We start from the raw sequence: 19479 nt of genomic DNA on the forward strand, positions 1-19479 counted from the left end.
CATACCGTAAGCTATAGCATTTCGTACTAAAGTACGCGTATTTAAGGAATATTTATGAGCCAATTATTCTCACCTTTAAAGCTCGGTGAACTCACTTTAGACAACCGCATTATTATTGCGCCTATGTGCCAGTACTCAGCAAATCAGGGGTCTGCCAGTGATTGGCACACTATTCATTTAGGGCAATTGAGCTTAAGTGGTGCAGGGCTATTAATTTTAGAGGCCACCGCGGTAAGCCCTGAGGGGCGCATTAGTTACGCCGATTTAGGGCTTTGGAATAACGAAACCCAGCAAGCACTGGGCAAAAGCTTAAAAGCGCTTAGGCAATACAGTCCTATGCCTATTGGCGTTCAGCTTGCGCATGCAGGGCGAAAAGCATCTACTGAAAAACCGTGGGATGGCGGTGGTGCAATTGCACCTAGCGATGAAAACGGCTGGCAAACACTTGCGCCTTCTGCCATAGCCTACGATGACAGCGCCTACCAACCAAAGGCTATGACAAAATCGGATATAACCCAGCTAATAAACGATTTCGTCAGTGCAGCAAAACGCGCTGATGAGCTAGGGCTTGATTTAATTGAGCTACATGGTGCGCATGGTTATTTGTTACACCAGTTTTTATCGCCTCTTTCAAACAAGCGTGATGATGAATACGGGGGCAGTTTGCAAAACCGTATGCGCCTTGTGCTTGAGGTGTTTAAAGCACTAAGAGCTGAATTTGCAAGCCATAAACCGGTGGGCATTCGTATCTCTGCTACTGATTGGGTAGAAGGGGGTTGGGATTTAGCACAATCTATTGAGCTTGCTAAAGCATTAGACAAGCTTGGCTGCGATTTTATTCACGTAAGTACAGCAGGGCTAAGCCCAGAGCAACAAATACCGGTTAAACCTAACTTTCAGGTACCATTTGCAACTGCTATTAAAGAGGTCGTAAGTATGCCGGTAATAGCCGTAGGTTTAATCACTGAGCCACAACAAGCCGAAGATATTATTAGCGAGCAGCAAGCCGATGGCGTAGCACTTGCGCGAGGTATTTTGTATAACCCGCATTGGCCTTGGCATGCTGCAGCGCAACTTGGCGCAACCGTTAATGCGCCTAAACAGTACTTGCGATCTAGCCCACATGGGCAGCCTTCACCTATTAAGTAACCCACATTTTTACATTTACCATGGCTACCCACTGCATTTATATGCAGTGGGTTTTATTATTTATAAATTAGAGTTATTTATGAACCAATCACGTGCACAGCCAGTGCAAATAAGTAATACCTTAGTGAGCATTATTGCTCTGTGCTGTGGCCTTATTGTGGCAAATATTTATTATGCCCAGCCTATTATTGAGTTATTAGCGCCCGATGTTGGTTTAAGTGCGCACAGCGCCAGTTTTATTGTGTCGCTTACACAAATTGGCTATGCAATGGGACTGTTTTTTTTAGTGCCATTGGCTGATTTAGTCGAAAACAAACGCTTAATACTCATTACCTTAGCCATAACATTTTTAAGTTTAATAGGCGCAGGCTTAGCGCAAAGCCCAAGTGTAATGTTGCTATTATGCTTATTGGTGGGGGCGAGCTCTGTATCGGTGCAAGTATTAATACCGCTTGCTGCGCATTTATCGTCAGATGAAAAACGTGGGCAAGTACTGGGCAATATAATGGCGGGGTTGTTACTGGGTATTTTATTAGCCAGGCCAGTTGCAAGCTTAATAGCCGATCACTTTGGTTGGCGAGCCGTATTTTACTTTGCCGCAGGCTGTATGGCATTTATAGCCAGTGTTATATATTTTGCAATACCGAGCAGACAACCGACACACAATACAACATACTTTAAGTTATTAAAATCGCTTAAGCAGCTAATAATGCAGCAGCCAGTGCTGCGTCAGCGGGCATTGTATCAGGCGCTTATGTTTGCCTCTTTTAGCTTATTTTGGACCAGCGTACCGGTTGTATTAGCCAGAGAATATGGCTTATCGCAATCGCAAATCGCCTTATTTGCTTTAGTAGGCGCAGCAGGTGCTATTGCAGCCCCTATTGTTGGGCGTTTAGCCGACAAAGGTTACACGCATCAGTTATCGTTACTTGCCAAAGTGATTGCTGCGGCGTGCTTTTTACCCAGTATATTTGAGCTTCCACACGGTATTATTATTTTAGCGCTAACGGGCATGTTTATTGATTTTGCTGTGCAGGCAAATATGGTGCTGGGTCAGCGGGTGGTATATTCATTAGAGCCGCAAAGCCGAGCTCGCTTAAACGCCATATACATGACCAGTATTTTTGTTGGCGGAGCGCTTGGCTCGTTAATGGCAAGCCCGCTATACGAAGCTGGTGGCTGGGAAAGTGTGGCGTTAGTGGCAGCGGGTATGCCAGTTATATCACTAGTCGGCTATTTAATGACAAGTAAAAAGTAGCGCGATACAAGTTATATAAAATTTTGTTATTTAAAAGGCCAGCGCAGTTATGTGCTGGCCTTTTTATAGAGGCGATTATTGTTTTTTAACACTCGAAAATGAGCTACCCACCGAGGCTATAATCACCAATAAAATAGCCAACCATTGCCACAAGGTTAATAACTCGCCAAGTATAATAAACCCAGCAAGGGCGGCAAATGCAGGCTCTAAACTTAGCATAATGCTAAACCCTTGAGCGGGCATATTACGCAGTGCAACCATTTCAAGTGTATAGGGCAGTGCGCTTGATAAAATAGCAATGCCAATGCCCAGCGGTATAACACTCCATGTAAACGCACTGCTTTGTAATATGCCGCCATAAGGTACAAGTACAATGGCTGCTACGGTCATACCCAGTGCGACCGTTGCGCCGCCCGAGCTTTGCGTGCCGGTTTTTTTGCCAAATAAAATATAGGCTGCCCAGCAAGCACCGGCACCTAGCGCGAGTATTACGCCAATTGGGTCTAGGCTTTCTTGGCTGCTCATATCGGGCAGTAACAGTAAAATACCCGCAATTGCACACGCCACCCAAAATAAGTCGCGCTTAGCGCGTGAGCTAAATAACGCCACCGCTAATGGGCCGGTAAATTCAAGCGCAACACCAATCCCTAAAGGGATACGTTCAATGGCGTAATAAAATAAAATGTTCATTCCGCCTAGGCTTAAACCGTATACCACAATTGATAACCGATTCCCCTTAGCTGGTAGGTGTTTCCACGGTTTAAATATTAAACACAAAATAAGTGCAGAAAAGCCAAGCCTAAGTGCAGTAGTGCCTTCGGGGCCAATAACAGGAAATAACTGCTTAGCAAATGAGGCGCCAGATTGAATTGTGATCATTGCTAAAATAACGCACACAAGCGCGAGCAAAAAGTCTTTAGTGGATGATTGCATTGTTTTCCTTGGTAACAATCGTCTAGTTTTGCGCAGTGTATCTGTTTTTTATTGGCTAAGTAATAGCTTGTATGGCATACACATTAAATTTGGGAGGGAGTGACTAATATGTGCGATGAATTAGCGTAGCTGATTATGCATAACTAAAGGCAAACGCTGAGTGCCTTAAAATAAAAAAGCCAGCGAATAGATCGTTGGCTTATAAACGTTTAGGTCGTTTTAGTGTGTTTTGCTAGCACTTTTAACTAGGCCATCTAAAGAATAAAGGCCACGTTTTTCATCATTTTTACGTTTGATTTCTTCAAGCGCACGCGCTTCTACAGCGTCAAATAATGCATTAATTAAACGGTTAAAGTGTTTATGCATTGCGGTACGTGCGGCGCTTGCGTCGTGTGTTTGCAGCGCATTATAAATAGCGGTGTGCTCATCCATTACGCAATCGTTATTGTTTTTACACACACTGCCATAATCAGCCACAATTTGTGAATTGTTTAAACGTAAATCCCACAAATTTGCCACTGCATACTCAAGGGCTTTGTTACGTGTAGCACGCGCTATAATTTCGTGAAACTCGCGGTCTGCTTGCTCTACATATAAGCCTTTTTCCATGGCTATTAGCGTTTGCTTTAATTGAGCTAGTTCTTCATCGGTGATTGATTGAGCGGCAAGTGCGGCTATTTCACCTTCAATAAGTGCGCGAGCTTGTGTTAGCTCAAAAGCGCTGATCTCTTTTGTTTTTACAGATGTTTCTTGTTGTTCTATTACATAAACGCCTGAGCCGGTTTTGACCTCTACGCGGCCTCGTACTTCTAATGCAATAATAGCTTCACGAATTGTTGGGCGGCTTACGTCAAACATGTCGGCAAGTTCTCGCTCTGGTGGTAAACGACTCCCAGCAGAAAACTCTCCTTGGTTTATCAAAGCTTCAACTTTATCAACAATGCGCCAAAATAAGCGACGGTTTCCCATATTCTACCTTTATTACCTTAAGGAATAGCGGCTAATAGGCTCAAATAGCCTAAACCTACTGTTATTAGCAGAGGTTACCCCAAAATTCACTATTATGTCAAAATTCTAAAGTGATGTAACGGTCATATAATATTATAAATGGGTGTTAACCTATTTATGTTACCAATTTAGTATAAATTTTAATAATTGGCTAGCTTGATTGGTCATGTTTTTGTGTGCTAAGTTAACTTTGCTCATTTATATAAGCGTGCTTAGAGCAAGCTAACTTTAATGGTTTGAAATGTGTGCAATCTAGGCGCGGGTTAATGGTGGTGCGAGGTGAGTAACCTAGTTCGCCTAATAACTGGCGCAGCCTTGGTTGAATGGTGAATAGATTTATGCAAATTAAACCATTAAAAATCTACACGCTTTAATAAAGAGCCTGTGTAATTTAGCTGTACCTAATAAAAAATAAGTAAGCGCATAATTACAACTAGGCTCTTGCCTTGATTGCCCACGGATGGGGGTCAACTTTAGTCCGCTGCTGCGTTTTTATCATTAGGGTAAACTACCCCAAGCTGCTTTCTTGCGGTATCAAGTACGTTCATTACGTCGCGGGCAAGCTGATGTGTATTAACATCTGACTCTAGTTTTTGCGCGTTTATGGTTTGCATAAAGTGCGCAACTTCGTATTTCATAAAGTGCTCATCAAATTTATCAGAAATAACCTCAACCTCCCCGTTATTGGCAACAAACTCTATGTGTTTTAACTGCGACACGGCATGTATTCGTAAGCGTCCGCGCTCACCTTGTATTTCGGTGATGTTATCGCCTTGAGAAATTTTAGAGTAGCTAATAACGGCTTGTTTATCATCGTAATTTAATAATACGTCGCCTGCACCATCTACGCCTGTATCTAATAGTACCCCACTGGCACTCACGCGCTGTGGAGCGCCCCAAAGTGCTATAAGTAGGTAAAGCGGATACACACCTAAATCGAGCAAAGCGCCATTGGCAAATTCCGGTAAAAAGGTATTTGGGCGTTCGCCGTTTTTGTATTTATCGTAGCGTGATGAGTACTGACTGTATTGGCCAATAAACTTACGGGGTTTACCAATTTTACTCAGCGCATTTTTAAGTCGCGCAAAGTTTGGCAAATGCGTGGTCATCATTGCTTCCATGTAAAGGCGTTTATTGGCGTTAGCCGCAGTTAAAATAGCGTTTAGCTCTTGGCTATTAGCGGCTGAAGGTTTTTCGCCTAGTACATGTTTGTCTGCTTCAAGGCACATTACTGCATATTGCTTGTGTAGGCTATTTGGCGCTGCAATATACACCGCATCAACATCGGGGTCTTGGCATACCTGCTCAATTGAGGTGAAAATTTTTACATCGGTATTGGGGTGATTAGATAAAAAGGCTTCGCCGCTTGATTGCTTGCGTGAGCACACACCGTATAAATTAAATGCAGGTAACGTATTTGCTGCGCTTAATAGGGTATCACTAATAAAATTTGTACCGACAATGACAAAGTTCATGCCTGCTCCTTAGCTTAAATAATAAGAGCCGTTACTTTAACATTTTTTTTGCCCTGTATGCTTTAGGGCGTGTTGACCTTTGGTGGTTGAATTTACAGCAGTATGTTTGGTTTTTAGGCAAGGCAGAGCCTATGTAGTGTGGTTATTCCCCATAAATAGGCGATAACGCAGCATAAAGACCAAACATGCGCTGCCCTATGGGTTCTTTCTAGGGACGATTGACTCTTTGTTGCTCGATTTTTACTTAGCCCACTAGGTTACAAACCTCGCGCCGCGATTAAATCGCCCCTAGATTGAATAAATTTCAATCCACAAAGTTCGACACGCCCTAGGAGAATACCCAAACCAGCGTTTAACACTTGCGCATAAGGTTGCCTGTTCGTGATAGCCTAAAAGCATTGAAATAGTGCTGATAGAGTATTGTTTTTGAAGCAAGTAATGCGCCGCTAGCGCCCGACGTGTGGTGTCTTTAAGTTTTACAAAGCTGGTGTTATGTTTAGCCAATTCACGGTGCAAGGTACGCGGGTGCATATTAAGTGCCTCGGCAATAGTTTGGTTTGAACACTGATAAATAGGCAGCATTGGCCTTATTAGTGCGCTTACTTGGGCAGGTAATGAGTGACTGTGTTCGTTGCGTTTAGCTAAAAAATTAAAGGCCGCGTTGGTTTTATTAAGGTTATTGTGGTTAAGCTTTATCGATAAGTCGGCTTTGTTTATTACAATGCCCGCACTGTTGCGGTGCTCTATTACTTTACAGCCAAAATAGGTTTTGTATGCGAGTGTATTAGTTGCCAGCTTTTGCGGTAAAAACACAGTGCGAGGCTTGCACTGATTATTACTTAATTTTTTTATTATGCTCATGGCTAAGCCAAGCGTGAGCTCTATGGCTTGGTTTATTTGTGGCAGGGGCTTTAGGTTAAATTCAAACGATAAAAATAAGCTCTCGTCATTATCTAATGAGTGCGTTGTTAAGCACAATGCGGGGCTGTGTAAGTGTAAATATTTAACCACCCAGCTAAGCGCTTCTTCTAAATTAGTCCCACTTTTAGCGGCTATTGCTATGTGGCCTAAAATATCAAAGTTTTGTTTATTTGCTAATTTAAGCCCAAAGCTTGGGCAGTTAAGCGTGTGGCTGCAGTACTCTAATAAATTTGCATAGCTCAAGTAGGGTAAATATTGGTTTTCAAGGTTATTAAAGTCGACAGTGACCTTACAGGTTTTCATTACGCTTGCTGGGTCTGCGCCAAGTTCTTTAATTAACGAGTCTATTGAATATAAAGAGGTGGCACGTATTGGGCTGCTCATACACTGGCGCTGTAAATTAAAGAGGGTGTCTAAAAATATCAAGTTTTTAGGATTTAATCTATGCACTATAGAGCGAATAGCACGCTGCAATAAAACTGCTTATTTACAACTGCATGGATGCACAAAGCAAAAGCAGCTACCAATAAGAACTAAATAGTGATGATGCAAAGGCACCTATGAGTAACCACACGTTTGATTATATTATTATTGGCGCAGGCAGTGCAGGTTGTGTGCTGGCAGCGCGTTTATCAGAAGAGCAGCATATAAGAGTGTGCTTAATAGAGTCGGGCGGTAGCGATAAGAGCACTTTAATACAAATGCCTGCGGGTATTGCGGCCAGTGTGCCATATGGCATAAATAGTTGGCACTACAATACGGTACCGCAAAAGGCGCTTAATAACCGATGTGGCTTTGTACCGCGGGGCAAAGTGCTTGGTGGGTCAAGCTCTACTAATGCCATGGTGTATATACGCGGTAATAAATACGATTACGATAACTGGGCACAAAATGGCAACCTTGGGTGGGACTACAACAGTTTATTGCCCTATTTTATAAAAGCCGAAAACAATAAAACGTTTAATAACGCGTTACATGGCACAAAAGGGCCGTTGCATGTGCAAGAGCTGACTAAGCCAAGTGCGGTAAACTCTTGCTTTTTAAAAGCGTGTGTTGAGCAAGGAATACAGTTAAATGACGATATAAATGGCGCTGAGCAACATGGAGCACGGCTTTCGCAGGTTACGCAACATAATGGTGAGCGCTGTAGTGCTGCAAAAGCGTATTTAACACCGCACTTAAATAGGCCTAACCTTAGTGTGTTTACCCACAGCCACGTTAATAAAATTATAATCAAAAATAAGGTCGCCCACGGCGTAGAGCTTGAGCGCGGCGGTAAAATTATTACATTAATGGCCAAAAAGGAGGTGCTTTTAAGCGCCGGAGCAATTAACTCTCCGCACGTGTTAATGCTTTCAGGAATTGGCCCTAAAGCGCATTTAGCAGCGCATAACATACCACTGGAACATGCACTGGAAGGAGTAGGGGGTAATTTACAAGATCACTTAACCGTGGTGCCTTTGTGTAAAGCAAATACTGCAAAAGGCACCTTTGGGGTAAGTGTAAAAGGCGCTGCAAGTATTATTAAAGGGTGTGCGCAGTGGCTTAGTAAACGCAGCGGAATATTAACCAGTAATTTTGCTGAGTCACATGCGTTTATTAATGTGTTGGATAATTCGCCTGCGCCGGATATTCAACTTGAGTTTGTAATTGGGTTGGTGGACGATCATAGTCGCAAAGTTCACCTTGGCCATGGCTATAGTATTCACAGTAGTATTATGCGTCCCAAAAGCCGAGGGACAATAAGGCTTGCCAATAGCGATCCACGCAGTGCGCCGCTTATCGACCCTAATTATTTAAGCCACCCTGATGATTTATCGCTTATGCTTGCAGGGCTTAAAAAAGCGCTGCGTATTATGCAAAGCCCCGCCTTTGATAAAATTCGTGGTAACTTTGTTTACCCGCTTGATGTAAGTAACGACGACCAGCTTATTGAGTTTATTCGCCAAACTGCCGATACCGAATATCACCCTGTGGGCACCTGTAAAATGGGCACCGACAATATGGCGGTGGTTAATAGCAAACTACAAGTACACGGGATACGCAGCTTAAGGGTTATTGATGCCTCAATTATGCCTACCATAGTAACAGGTAACACAAACGCACCTGTTATTGCCATTGCTGAAAAGGCCGCTGATTTAATTAAATTGAGCTATAAAACAGGGTTATAAGGTGCGGTTGTAAAAGTCAGTAAGCCACGCCTGCCAGTCATCTTCTAGTTTAAGCATTTGTTGGTGCTTTTTAGCGTTAAGGTGTTTGTTTTCATCTTCGGTGGCAATAAAAGGGCCTACCCGACAAAGCGAGCAATGATTTTCATCTAAATACGCAGGCTTTGTAAGGTGAGTGCTTAGTTCGTCAGATTGCGCCAAGATTGCTTTAGGCGTAAACACATAAGTGATGCCACTGGTGTCTTTTACGTGTTTGTCACGGTCTACGTTTCTTATTTTGTAACCATCAAACTGGTTAATATCAAAAGGCATTTGGCCCGCGTATTTAGCCTCAAGGCCATTACTTAAGCTGCCTTCAATATTCCACTCGCGATAGGGTTTTACATCTTTTGAGGTTATGTAGCAAAGCATAGGGCCGCTTTTGTCGAGTGCGTATTTGTTAGCGTATTTAATAAATTGATGTAGTAACGCGCGATTAAGCACGTTCATGCTGGTTTTTTGAGTGTTGCTTTCAAATGCTTCGCGCCCTACAAAGGCTGGAATAAGCGGAAACTGAAAAATAACCACATCAAAGCTGTGCTGGTGCGCAGCTAATTTTTGCCAACATAAAGTGTCCGTTACATCAAAGCAATTAATAACCTCAACATGACACTTTTTTAAACTACTTAGCGCATTGTGCTGGTATTTTTGCTCTATGGTTTTGGCGCTATCATAAGTAGATGCGACTAACTTTGCCGGTTTTATATGATTAACCACCGCATTAGAGAACGATAGATCGCCATCGCCTACGGTGAGAATTCGCCAATTAGGATTTAAATACATAACTTAATTAGATTTGTGAGTGTTTTTATCTGCACTTTGAGTATTTTGCGCTGTACTAGCACCATGCAAACGATGAAACGCAAGGCGTGTTTTAAGCCCTTCAATGGCTATTTGTTTTAAAATTAAATTAAAGGTAATTAAAATAGCAAACACAATATGAATAGGGCCATGTGTAAAACCCGCCTCTGGGTTATAAAGCGTAAGCCCAAACAACATAAATAACACCACTAACAGTATTTCTATTAATTGGTTTGAGTAAAAGCTGAGCCGGCCTTCATTTTTGTGATCTTTTTTAATGCTAATAGCGCAAAAAAACGGAATAACTTTAATTTTAAAAGCGGCGTTTTTTTCTACGTAGTTTTCGCCAAGCTCGTTAAGCTGCTGGCGTAATGTATCAATCATGGTGCGTCCTTAAATAGCAGTGCGCGGATGTTACACTATTACGCCTAGTAGGTTAAGCAGCGCAAGGTTATTTTGGGTAAAGGCTCATACCAATGGTGAGTATGTGACACACAAATACCACTGAGGTAAGAATAAAGCGCATTTTTTGATAATCGCGATGGTAGGTTTGCCATTGTGGTGTGGCTTTTTCAAAGATAAGAACTAACCAAAAACTAGCCCCTAACCAGGCAAGCGCCCACTCCAGCGGGATAAACGATAAAAATGGTACGGGTATAACAGGCACAACCGCTTTAATTGCATCGCTGTAGCTTTGCATCCCAGCGCGCCATAAATTGCCCGCCATAAATGCCAGTATAGCAATGCTATAAAAAGTAAAAAACTCCAAGTTAACGCTATTACTGCCAAACATAAGCGGCCACGCTACGCAGCCTAAAAAGGGTAGTAACCCCAAATAGCCAAGTTGAATATGATTAACAAATTTTTCCATTACAGCATGCCTTATGTTGTGTGTTTTTTAGCGCGGCTATTGTAGCAGTATTCTTAGCACTTACAGGTAATAAATCGTTTACGAATAGAAGAGCTAGATAGTTCAATCTTAAAAATCGATTGTTTTAATCTAAACAATCAATTTTATTTAGTTTACCAATGGGCTTATTGTATTAATCAAGCCAACGCGAAAGGCCACACATTTTGGCTGCGTTGAGTAACTTTAAAACACTTTAAATATAAATGAGGAATACTATGAGCACTTCATTGATCAACACAAAAATTCAACCTTTTAACGCAACTGCATACCACAATGGTGACTTTGTAGAAGTGTCTGAAAAAGACGTACTAGGTAAGTGGTCAATCTTCTTCTTTTACCCTGCAGATTTCACGTTTGTATGTCCTACTGAGCTTGGCGATGTTGCTGATTACTACGAGCAGCTACAAGAAATGGGTGTAGAAGTTTACTCAGTATCAACTGATACTCACTTCACGCATAAAGCATGGCATGACACGTCAGACACTATTGGTAAAATTAAATTTCCAATGATTGGCGACCCAACTGGCCGTATTACTCGCAGCTTTGGCGTTATGATTGAAGATGACGGCCTTGCACTTCGTGGTACTTTTGTAATGAACCCTGAGGGCGAAATCAAAGTAATCGAAACGCATGACCTAGGTATTGGCCGTAGCGCTAAAGAGTTAGTACGTAAAGTACAAGCTGCACAATACATTGCAACTCACGACGGTGAAGTTTGCCCTGCATCTTGGCAGCCAGGTGAAGACACACTTGCTCCTTCACTAGACCTAGTTGGTAAAATCTAAATACAGGTTTACCCACTTTTATGAGGGCAGGTAACTGCCCTTAAACCAACATCATTTCGTTTGTTGGTGCCTCCTATCTCAACTCGGACTCATTAGCACATGCATTAGTTGGCATGGGAGGCTTGCTGTTTAAATTTTCCTAAAAAGGGTTAAGCCATGTTAGATAACAACATTAAAAATCAATTAAAAAGCCATTTTGAATCGCTTACTCAACCTGTTGAGCTGCTTATTGCCTTGGATGACAGCAAAAAATCAGCAGAAGTAGAAAGCTTAGCAAACGATTTAGCCTCGCTAAGCGATAAGTTTACGGTAGTGAGCAACCCTGATTCGAGCGCACGTCGCCCATCTATGGTTGTGCATTCACCTGAAAAAAACACCCACATTACGTTTGCTGGCGTACCTATGGGTCACGAATTTACAAGTTTAGTGTTAGCGCTTTTACACACTGGCGGACACGCAAGCAAAGCAAAAAGCGAAGACATTGAACAAATAGAATCACTCAATCAAGAACTTAATTTTGAAGTATACATAAGCTTAAGTTGCCAAACATGCCCTCAAGTAGTGCAGGCGCTAAATACAATGGCAGCAACAAACAGCAAAATTAAAGCAACAATGATTGACGGCGCACTCTTTCAAGACGAAGTAGAAGAGCGCAATATTTTAGCAGTACCAGCTGTGTACTTAAATGGCGAACCATTTAGCCAAGGTGCATTAAGCCTGACCGACATTTTAAATAAAGTAGACTCTAAAGGCGCTGCTAAGCAAGCTGCAGCACTAAGCGAAAAAGACGAGTTTGATGTATTAGTAGTCGGTGGCGGACCTGCGGGTGCCTCAGCCGCTATTTACTCTGCTCGTAAAGGGTTAAACACCGGTATAGTTGCCGATAGATTTGGTGGCCAAGTTGCCGATACGTTGGCTATCGAAAACTTTATTTCGATTAAAGCCACTGAAGGTCCAAAGCTTGTTGCTCAGCTTGAAGAGCATGTTAAAGAATACGATGTAGATGTAATGCATAACCAACGCGCAGCAGGGCTTGGTCGCGGTAGTAATGGTTATGAAATTACCCTTGAAAACGGGGCTACTTTAAAAGCTAAATCGCTTGTTTTAGCAACCGGTGCACGCTGGCGTGAAATGAACGTACCTGGTGAGCAAGAATATCGCGGCCATGGCGTAGCTTACTGCCCACACTGTGATGGTCCGCTATTTAAGGGTAAGCCTGTTGCTGTTATTGGTGGTGGTAACTCGGGTATAGAGGCGGCTATCGACTTAGCTAACATTGTAGAGCATGTAACGGTACTTGAGTTTGCTGATACGCTGCGCGCTGACGAAGTCCTTATTCGTAAAGCGAATAGCTTAAGCAACATCACTATTATTAAAAATGCGCAAACCACTGAAGTAGTAGGCGATGGTAAAAAAGTAACCGGACTTAATTACACTGACCGTGTAACAGGTGAGGAAAAATCATTAGCACTTGCAGGTATTTTTGTACAAATAGGTTTGATCCCTAATACCGAATGGTTAAAAGAGAGCGACCTTACACTAAGCAAGTTTGGCGAGATAGAAATTGACGCTAAAGGCGCAACCTCATTACCGGGCGTTTACGGTGCGGGTGACGCGACAAATACGCCATTTAAGCAAATCATTATTGCAATGGGTAGTGGTGCAACAGCAAGCTTAGGGGCGTTTGATTACTTAATTCGCCATAGCGAGCAAAGCAACCAAGACCAAAATGTAGCTTAATAGGCAAACCTTCTCTTGATGTAACAGCAATAGGTACACCCAAAAGCTGTTTGTTAACCCAAGCCGCCCTCTCCAAAGGCGGCTTTTTTAATGCTTATAGCAATGCGCTTAATTATGCATTGGCATTGGTATTATTCTCCCCAACTGCACTGAATCAGTGTTACTGCGCTCTGAGAGAGAATGCACTGAACTTCTTGTTATTTAGCGTGCTATGCAAGCTTTGCGGTATGTTCGAGCGCGTTAGAAAGCGCTTTTTCTATGTGCGGAAGCTTAAATGGCTTAGAGACAAACATATCCATGCCTGCTTGCTGGCAAGCTAGTTTATCTTGCGACGATGTATTAGCAGTTAGCGCTACAATGTAGGTGCTTTCGCTAGGGCAAATACGTTGCGCTCTCAGCGTTTTAGTGGCTTCAAAACCATCCAGGATTGGCATAATGCAATCCATAAAAATAAGGTCGTAATGCTTTTGCTTACACTTAAAAATAGCGTCTTGGCCATCAATGGCGCAGTCGGCTTTTACGTTTAACTTATCAAGAGAGGCATCAAGCACACGGCGGTTTATATCGTTGTCATCAACAATAAGTACACTGAGCGTATGGCTGTTTAACTCAATTTTTGATTTAATATCGTCTATTACTTGCTCTTTACCAAGCTCTAGCGGAATATTAATGCTAAACGTTGAGCCTTTTTGTAGCTCACTTGTCACCTTTATTGTGCCGCCCATGTATTCTACAAGCTCTTTTATAATTGCTAGGCCAAGCCCTGTGCCCCCTTTATTATTTTTAGCGTCAACCTCTTGTGTAAACGGCGAAAATAAAGACTCTAAAAAGGCAGGGGTCATTCCGCGACCAGTGTCAGAAACAGTGATACCAAGAGATAGCGCATCGTTATTATTTATGAGCTGTGTTTTAAGTCTTACATGGCCTTGCTCGGTAAATTTTAACGCGTTACTTAATAAGTTAGAGGTAATTTGGCTCAGGCGTGTACTGTCGCAAAAGGCCCAGCAGCTATCATCAATTGTATTTTCTATGATTAATTCAACATGGGTTTCTTTAAATAACGGGGTATATAAAGAGGCTAAATCACTAAATATGGTTTTAAGCAGTACATCGGTTGGCTCTAGTTTTAATTCACCATGATTAATTTTAGAAAAATCGAGTACTTCGTTGATAATATTAAGTAAAATATCAGCGCTGCGTAGCGCTATTTTTATTTTTTCGTCTCGTTTTTCAGTGTCTTTTTCATCTATTAGGGTGGTGAGCATGCCGGTTATGCCATTTAGGGGGGTGCGTAACTCGTGGCTAATTTTAGCAAATAGCATACTTCTATCTTCTAACATATGCTCTGCTTCGGCTTTTTTCTTTTTTAGCGCTTCTCTAAGTAAGATTGATTCGGTAATGTCTTGAAATGTACCAAATAGCCTTATGCAATTACCTTCGTGAAACTCGGCTTCTCCAAAAGTCGAAATCCAAATTTCTTGGTTTTGTGCAGTGATAACCTCAAGCTCTAAATCCCATTTTTCACCTTTGTTTATGGCGTTTTCTACCGCTTTATTTATGGCTTCTCTGCTGGGGCCCTCTTTGTAAAACTCAATTGCGTTATCAACTATTGGCTGGTAGTCATCGGCTACCTGATGAATGCGTTTAGTTTGCTTACTCCAATAAACTTTGTTCTCGATTAAATCGACCTCCCAAGTGCCGATATTAGCGATGTTTTCGAGCTTTGAAAGGGTGTAGCTATTTTTTAAAAGTTGCTCTTTCGTGTCTATTTTTGCAAATTCAGATCCTAACCATTGGGCAAATAGCTCAATGTAATCGTAGGCTTCGTCGCTAAATGCAGTTGACTCGTTAGGCGATGAAAAGTTAACCGTGCCAAAAGTTTTATCGGCTACTTTTATAGGTGCGCCAATGTAGGACTCAAGTTGAAAATTTATGTAACAAGGGTGAGTTGCAATCGTACTTTGTGAGGCTTTATGAAACGATAGCGCCGAGCCCGCAGATAACGTATGGACGCAATAGGTGCCATCTAGCTCGAATTGTGTACCGGGTAATAAGGCGTTATCGGGTGTTAGAGCATGTAATACTGTGTACGTATTAGCATCAATTTTACTAATTATTGCTACATCAAGGCTGAACACTTCTAGGCCAAACGCGAGTAGGTTTTTAATTTTAGAATTAAAATCCAGAGTTTGGTCTGAGACTATATCGTGAAAACGCCTTAAAAAGTTCACCGCAATTACCTTAATTGTATTTTATATCGTTATGCGTATCGGCAGATAGGCACATTTATTTATATGTTTTTAACAGTTTATACCAACAGGCGTAAACCATTGAGCAATATATTGAGTAATGGGTGTTAGGCTATCAACACGCGAACTTAATTGTTTTGCTCAATTAGCAAACTTTTCCCATTAATAGGTAGAATTAGGCGTGTATTCTGGGTTTATGTCGCCGCCTACTTCTTCTGGGTCTACATCGTTTATAAGTAACACTTCGCGCACGGCTTCAATATGATCAAGCACCGTTTGATAGCGCTCGCCATATTCGTACTTTGTTACTTCAATTGCTTGCGGCATGTAAGTAAATGCAATTTTTAGTGCGTGTAACGCGTCTGGATTGATTTTATCGCTCATAAATTTCTCTCATTTTATCAATGTATAGTGATTTGTTTAACAGCTGCTAAAAGAGCCTGCCTAGGGACAATTAGCTTTTTGCATATGCCTTAACAAAATAACAATAATTATAGAGTTTGTTGACTGTTAAAGTTAAAAATTTGCCTGTTTAGTCGTTATTTTAATGGGCTAAGCAGTTAAGCACTGATCAGTATGATAACGCAGTTGTTTTTGGGATTATTTAAAAACATTTTTAGCTCATCATATTTTCCTACCTAAATACCAAGTATGCTCAAAAAATGTAATTTTATAAATAAACAGGCATTGATTGTGCGAATAAAAAGGAGCTTGTTAGCTTATTAAGTAACGATAATATGTTGCATAAATTTACAAATGCGCAATATAATGCAAATAGTTGTTATTTGCATGTGCAGATGTGAGCGCCTGCTATTTATTAAATGAGCTAAAAATGAATAATAAAAAAACCTTTAGCGCTACAAAGCGTCGCCATTTAATGGCGTGCGTATTGGCATTGGTAACCGCTACGGTGATGATCACCGGGATGACTACCTATTTTCCCTTACAAATGAGTGAACAAATTTTACTGCCTATTTTACTGTTTCCAATTATTTGGGTTGGGCTTTTTATATATGCCTACATTAGCGAAAAAGCATGGCAGCCATTTTTACTCATGATCACTTTGTGTTTAGTGCATGGAATTTTAAGTTATTTTGCATTAATGCAGGGGCAAGGATGAAATCAATTACTTTAAAAAAGCTATTTTTATTACATAGTTGGGTGGGCGTAGTAACCGCCGTTTTATTGTTTGTTGTGGCATTTACCGGCGCGTTAGCAGTACTTGCAAGGCCTGAGCTAAAAATTTGGGCCAACCAATCACTGCAGCAAACTCAACATATTCCTAATAGCGAAATAAGCACATTAGTTAATACATACCACGCTCAAGTGCCCAAAGAGTTTGGTGAAAACATTCATGTGTTTATGCCAACAGGGCATAATTTTCACTTACTGGCTTTAGTATTTGAATCGCACCATGGTGATGAAAATTACCAGCAAGAAGTACTTCGGGCATTTGAATTTGACCCAGCAAGCTTAGCGTTGGTAAATACCTACTATGGCCCCAGTAAGCAATATTATGCCAATAGAAAAACAGATGCAGCCAGCTACATTGGTGAGTTTCACGCTGACTTACATTTAGGGCGACCTATAGGGCTTATTTTAACTGGGTTTTTAGGTTTAACATTATTAGTAAGTACGGTAACTGGCTTATTTATACATCGTAAATTAATTAAAGAGCTGTTCACCTTTAGGTGGCTTAAAGGCTTTGATGTAACCATGAGTGACGGCCACAAAGTAATGGGCATTTGGGGCAGTATTTTTAATATTGTAATTGGCTTTAGCGGCGCATTTTTAGGGCTCGCAACCGTAATTTTACTACCGGCAGCAGCTTTTGTTAGCTTTGGAGGCGACCAAGATAAGTTGATAGAAACTTTTACAGCCATTCCTGAGCCAATAATTAGTCATGTAAATCAGCCGACTAACATAACCGCTATTTTAAGTGATGCGCAGCAACGCTACCCACACGCTGTTATTTTAGATGCCACGGTAATGGCGCATAACGATGCTAACGCACAAGTGTATTTACGCCTTTTAGGAGGCGAAGCCGTGGCTTCTCAGTTATTGCATTACAATGGGCAAGGGGAGTACATCACTTCAATGAGTAGTTTTGGCGATATAGCAGGGGTATCAATTAAAATTATTGAAATACTCTTCCCACTCCATTTTGGTAATTTTGCTGGCTTATTTGTGAAGTTACTTTGGGTAATGCTTGGCTTAGCATGTGCCTTAATGCCACTTTCTGGCATGATGATGTGGTTAGCAAAGCGTACCAGAGGCAGCACACCAACGCTTAGCGCTGACGCGTATGCAAGGTGGAACCGCTTTATTATAGGCAGTTGCGGTGGTTTAGTGCTTGCTTGTTGTGTGTTATTCCCTGTGCAAGTACTTTTAAACTATGCCGTGGCTGGTGTTGAGCACAATGCTTACTTTGGGCCGGTATTTTTTTACGCGTGGTTAGTATGGCTAGTAATTGCAGCATTTTGGCAAAACTATAAAAACTACTTTAGAGCAACTTTGTTGCTTTGCGCCTTATTCTTAATAAGTGTTTTACCACTTAATAGTGTATTAGGCGTTAATAATGTTATTAACGCAAACAGTACCCTAGTGGCATTTACAGATATTAGCTTTTTAATTGTTGGGCTGGCGTTTTTATGGGGATACTTAAAAACAAAACCTGATGCCATAGCACTTGCAGAGGTAAAAGCAGCATGAACACTGTTATGATAGTTATTGCGCTAGCGTGTTTACTGGCCGCTTTATTATTAATGAGAAGTAAGCACTACAAAGTAGCCTATAAGTGGCTGTATTGTTGGGCTTTAATAGCTATTGCCTTAGCGTTTTTTATACATGTTTACGCTGTGCTAGCGGGCATTGTATGCACCATTGCAGCGTTTACTGTAATGGGCATACTGGTTGCGCTATCTAAAGGGAAACAACACACTTAGCTTAAAAAGGCTTTGGCTGTATCAATTCCCATTTTGTACCCATCGTTAAGGCGTTTAACATTTTTTGTAGTACGGCCCACTCTAAATTGAGGCGGTGGAGCAATAATATTGATTTTGCAATCTTCAGGCGGGTTATTAATAAAATCTATGCTGCTGTTATAAACATGCGCTCTGTTAATCGAGCTATTTATTAAAGCAGGGTAGTTTTTATAAAGTTTTTTGGTTAACCACTGAGATTTACTTGGCTTTTTTCTATAGCCTAGTGGCTGAGAAAGCACCACGGTTATTTCTTGAGCGCCCATTTCGTATGCTTTTATTACGGGAATAGAGTCTGCTACGCCGCCATCGGTCATCGGAATATCATTAATTATAGGGTAGTTACGATACGCAATTGGAATCGCGCACGATGCCTTAAGTTGCTCTACCATCGCATCACTACTTGCTTTAAGGTAATGGGGCTGCCCTGTGGTGATAGCTGTAGAGACGATATAAAATTCGTGAGCCGCCTTTGCAAAGGCTTCTGTATTGAGGGGGATCTCTTTAATGGTTGCTTGCCACAGCCAATCTAAATCAAATAAGTGGCCGCCTTTGATAAAGCGCGCTAAGTTAATAAATTCAGGCCGACACGAAAAATCGGTAATAACATGGTAGTTACGTTTAGGTTGTTGGCATAAATAAGCGGCTATATTGGTAGCGCCAGCAGAAACCCCAAAGTAATTAGTAAAAGGTTGATAGCGCTGCGCTAAAAACTCATCCAGCACGCCGGCGGCAAAAATACCGCGCATTGCACCTCCCTCAACCACTAAAGAATGTTTATTGTTATTATTAATCATACTATTACCTCCCTTTTGATGATATTACCAACTAACCAAGTAAAGCGCGATAAAATGCTGAAATAATTATACCCATTTGCCACATTACTTAATTCACTCAAGGGATTAAACTTGGCGCTAACGGCGCTAAAAATTTTGATATAACCAGACCAATAACGAAGCTTTTATTCTGTAATCAATATGGTTTAGTATTTAAAACTAAATCACTTAATTAAGCTATTTGGTATTAGTGCACTGTTTGGCTTAGCAAAAAGCGTTTAGCTGC

General features: G+C 41.4%; 18 protein-coding genes. 8 read left to right on the forward strand and 10 right to left on the reverse strand.

The genetic code is table 11. The annotated features are described in order from the left end of the window. The first annotated feature begins 54 nt into the window (after positions 1-54). Together PSH54_RS02090 and PSH54_RS02095 are read left to right on the forward strand one after the other, a co-directional pair. Positions 55-1149: an NADH:flavin oxidoreductase/NADH oxidase gene (locus tag PSH54_RS02090; protein WP_273605359.1), complete on the forward strand. Its 1095-nt coding sequence runs from the start codon at positions 55-57 to the stop codon at positions 1147-1149. A gap of 79 nt (positions 1150-1228) precedes the next feature. Further along, the gene (locus tag PSH54_RS02095) at positions 1229-2407 is read left to right on the forward strand and encodes an MFS transporter (protein WP_273605360.1); all 1179 of its coding nucleotides are present in this window, start codon (positions 1229-1231) and stop codon (positions 2405-2407) included. Positions 2408-2482: 75 nt separating this feature from the next. Here PSH54_RS02095 and PSH54_RS02100 read toward each other — a convergent pair whose 3' ends face one another. The 4 genes from PSH54_RS02100 to PSH54_RS02115 form a co-directional block, all read right to left on the reverse strand. Then, positions 2483-3340, reverse strand: a complete 858-nt coding sequence (locus PSH54_RS02100) for an EamA family transporter (protein WP_273605361.1) — start codon at positions 3338-3340, stop codon at positions 2483-2485. A 219-nt stretch (positions 3341-3559) separates the two neighbouring features. Next, on the reverse strand, positions 3560-4309 hold the full coding sequence (locus tag PSH54_RS02105; protein WP_004587131.1) for a FadR/GntR family transcriptional regulator: 750 nt from the start codon (positions 4307-4309) through the stop codon (positions 3560-3562). A 512-nt stretch (positions 4310-4821) separates the two neighbouring features. Continuing rightward, entirely contained in the window at positions 4822-5823 is a 1002-nt protein-coding gene (locus PSH54_RS02110) for a Gfo/Idh/MocA family protein (protein ID WP_273605362.1), read from the reverse strand. 288 nt (positions 5824-6111) lie between these two features. Then, a complete protein-coding gene (locus tag PSH54_RS02115; RefSeq protein WP_273605363.1) occupies positions 6112-7128 on the reverse strand; it encodes an AraC family transcriptional regulator in 1017 nt (338 codons plus the stop codon). Positions 7129-7304: 176 nt separating this feature from the next. Between PSH54_RS02115 and PSH54_RS02120 the strand changes: the two genes are divergently transcribed. Beyond that, positions 7305-8915, forward strand: a complete 1611-nt coding sequence (locus PSH54_RS02120) for a GMC family oxidoreductase (RefSeq protein WP_273605364.1) — start codon at positions 7305-7307, stop codon at positions 8913-8915. Here PSH54_RS02120 and PSH54_RS02125 read toward each other — a convergent pair. From PSH54_RS02125 to PSH54_RS02135, 3 genes are all read right to left on the reverse strand, one after another. Further along, the gene (locus tag PSH54_RS02125; RefSeq protein WP_273605365.1) at positions 8910-9734 is read right to left on the reverse strand and encodes a class I SAM-dependent methyltransferase; all 825 of its coding nucleotides are present in this window, start codon (positions 9732-9734) and stop codon (positions 8910-8912) included. The two genes, PSH54_RS02120 and PSH54_RS02125, sit on opposite strands and share 6 nt — an antisense overlap. A 3-nt stretch (positions 9735-9737) precedes the next feature. Next, the gene (locus tag PSH54_RS02130; protein WP_096042842.1) at positions 9738-10136 is read right to left on the reverse strand and encodes a hypothetical protein; all 399 of its coding nucleotides are present in this window, start codon (positions 10134-10136) and stop codon (positions 9738-9740) included. A gap of 67 nt (positions 10137-10203) precedes the next feature. Next, complete coding sequence (locus PSH54_RS02135) at positions 10204-10623, reverse strand: DUF3429 domain-containing protein (RefSeq protein WP_054981772.1); 420 nt, start codon at positions 10621-10623, stop codon at positions 10204-10206. A 254-nt stretch (positions 10624-10877) separates the two neighbouring features. On the opposite strand from PSH54_RS02135, the gene ahpC reads away from it, so the two are divergent. Then, positions 10878-11447, forward strand: coding sequence for an alkyl hydroperoxide reductase subunit C (gene ahpC, locus PSH54_RS02140; RefSeq protein WP_004587118.1), 570 nt, complete (start codon positions 10878-10880; stop codon positions 11445-11447). Between the two features lie 156 nt (positions 11448-11603). Beyond that, positions 11604-13187 (forward strand): alkyl hydroperoxide reductase subunit F, encoded by a 1584-nt coding sequence (gene ahpF, locus PSH54_RS02145; RefSeq protein WP_273605366.1) that lies wholly within the window; start codon positions 11604-11606, stop codon positions 13185-13187. Between the two features lie 209 nt (positions 13188-13396). On the opposite strand, the gene PSH54_RS02150 is transcribed toward ahpF, so the two are convergent. Both PSH54_RS02150 and PSH54_RS02155 read right to left on the reverse strand, forming a co-directional pair. Continuing rightward, positions 13397-15418, reverse strand: a complete 2022-nt coding sequence (locus tag PSH54_RS02150; RefSeq protein WP_273605367.1) for a hybrid sensor histidine kinase/response regulator — start codon at positions 15416-15418, stop codon at positions 13397-13399. Between the two features lie 180 nt (positions 15419-15598). Further along, complete coding sequence (locus PSH54_RS02155; RefSeq protein ID WP_024032720.1) at positions 15599-15820, reverse strand: hypothetical protein; 222 nt, start codon at positions 15818-15820, stop codon at positions 15599-15601. 448 nt (positions 15821-16268) lie between these two features. Here PSH54_RS02155 and PSH54_RS02160 point away from each other — a divergent pair, with 448 nt between their 5' ends. From PSH54_RS02160 to PSH54_RS02170, 3 genes are read left to right on the forward strand one after another with little or no spacing between them, the layout of a single operon-like run. Next, positions 16269-16556, forward strand: coding sequence for a hypothetical protein (locus tag PSH54_RS02160; RefSeq protein WP_273605368.1), 288 nt, complete (start codon positions 16269-16271; stop codon positions 16554-16556). After that, positions 16553-18148, forward strand: a complete 1596-nt coding sequence (locus PSH54_RS02165) for a PepSY-associated TM helix domain-containing protein (protein WP_273605369.1) — start codon at positions 16553-16555, stop codon at positions 18146-18148. Before PSH54_RS02160 ends, PSH54_RS02165 begins: the two co-directional genes overlap by 4 nt. Next, positions 18145-18381, forward strand: coding sequence for a hypothetical protein (locus PSH54_RS02170; RefSeq protein ID WP_273605370.1), 237 nt, complete (start codon positions 18145-18147; stop codon positions 18379-18381). The genes PSH54_RS02165 and PSH54_RS02170 overlap by 4 nt, the downstream gene beginning before the upstream one ends. Here the strand turns inward: PSH54_RS02170 and PSH54_RS02175 are convergent. Next, positions 18378-19214 (reverse strand): patatin-like phospholipase family protein, encoded by an 837-nt coding sequence (locus PSH54_RS02175; RefSeq protein WP_273605371.1) that lies wholly within the window; start codon positions 19212-19214, stop codon positions 18378-18380. The two genes, PSH54_RS02170 and PSH54_RS02175, sit on opposite strands and share 4 nt — an antisense overlap. Positions 19215-19479 lie beyond the last annotated feature (265 nt).

It is taken from the genome of Pseudoalteromonas sp. Angola-30, assembly GCF_028599215.1.
GTDB classification, from domain to species: domain Bacteria; phylum Pseudomonadota; class Gammaproteobacteria; order Enterobacterales; family Alteromonadaceae; genus Pseudoalteromonas; species Pseudoalteromonas atlantica.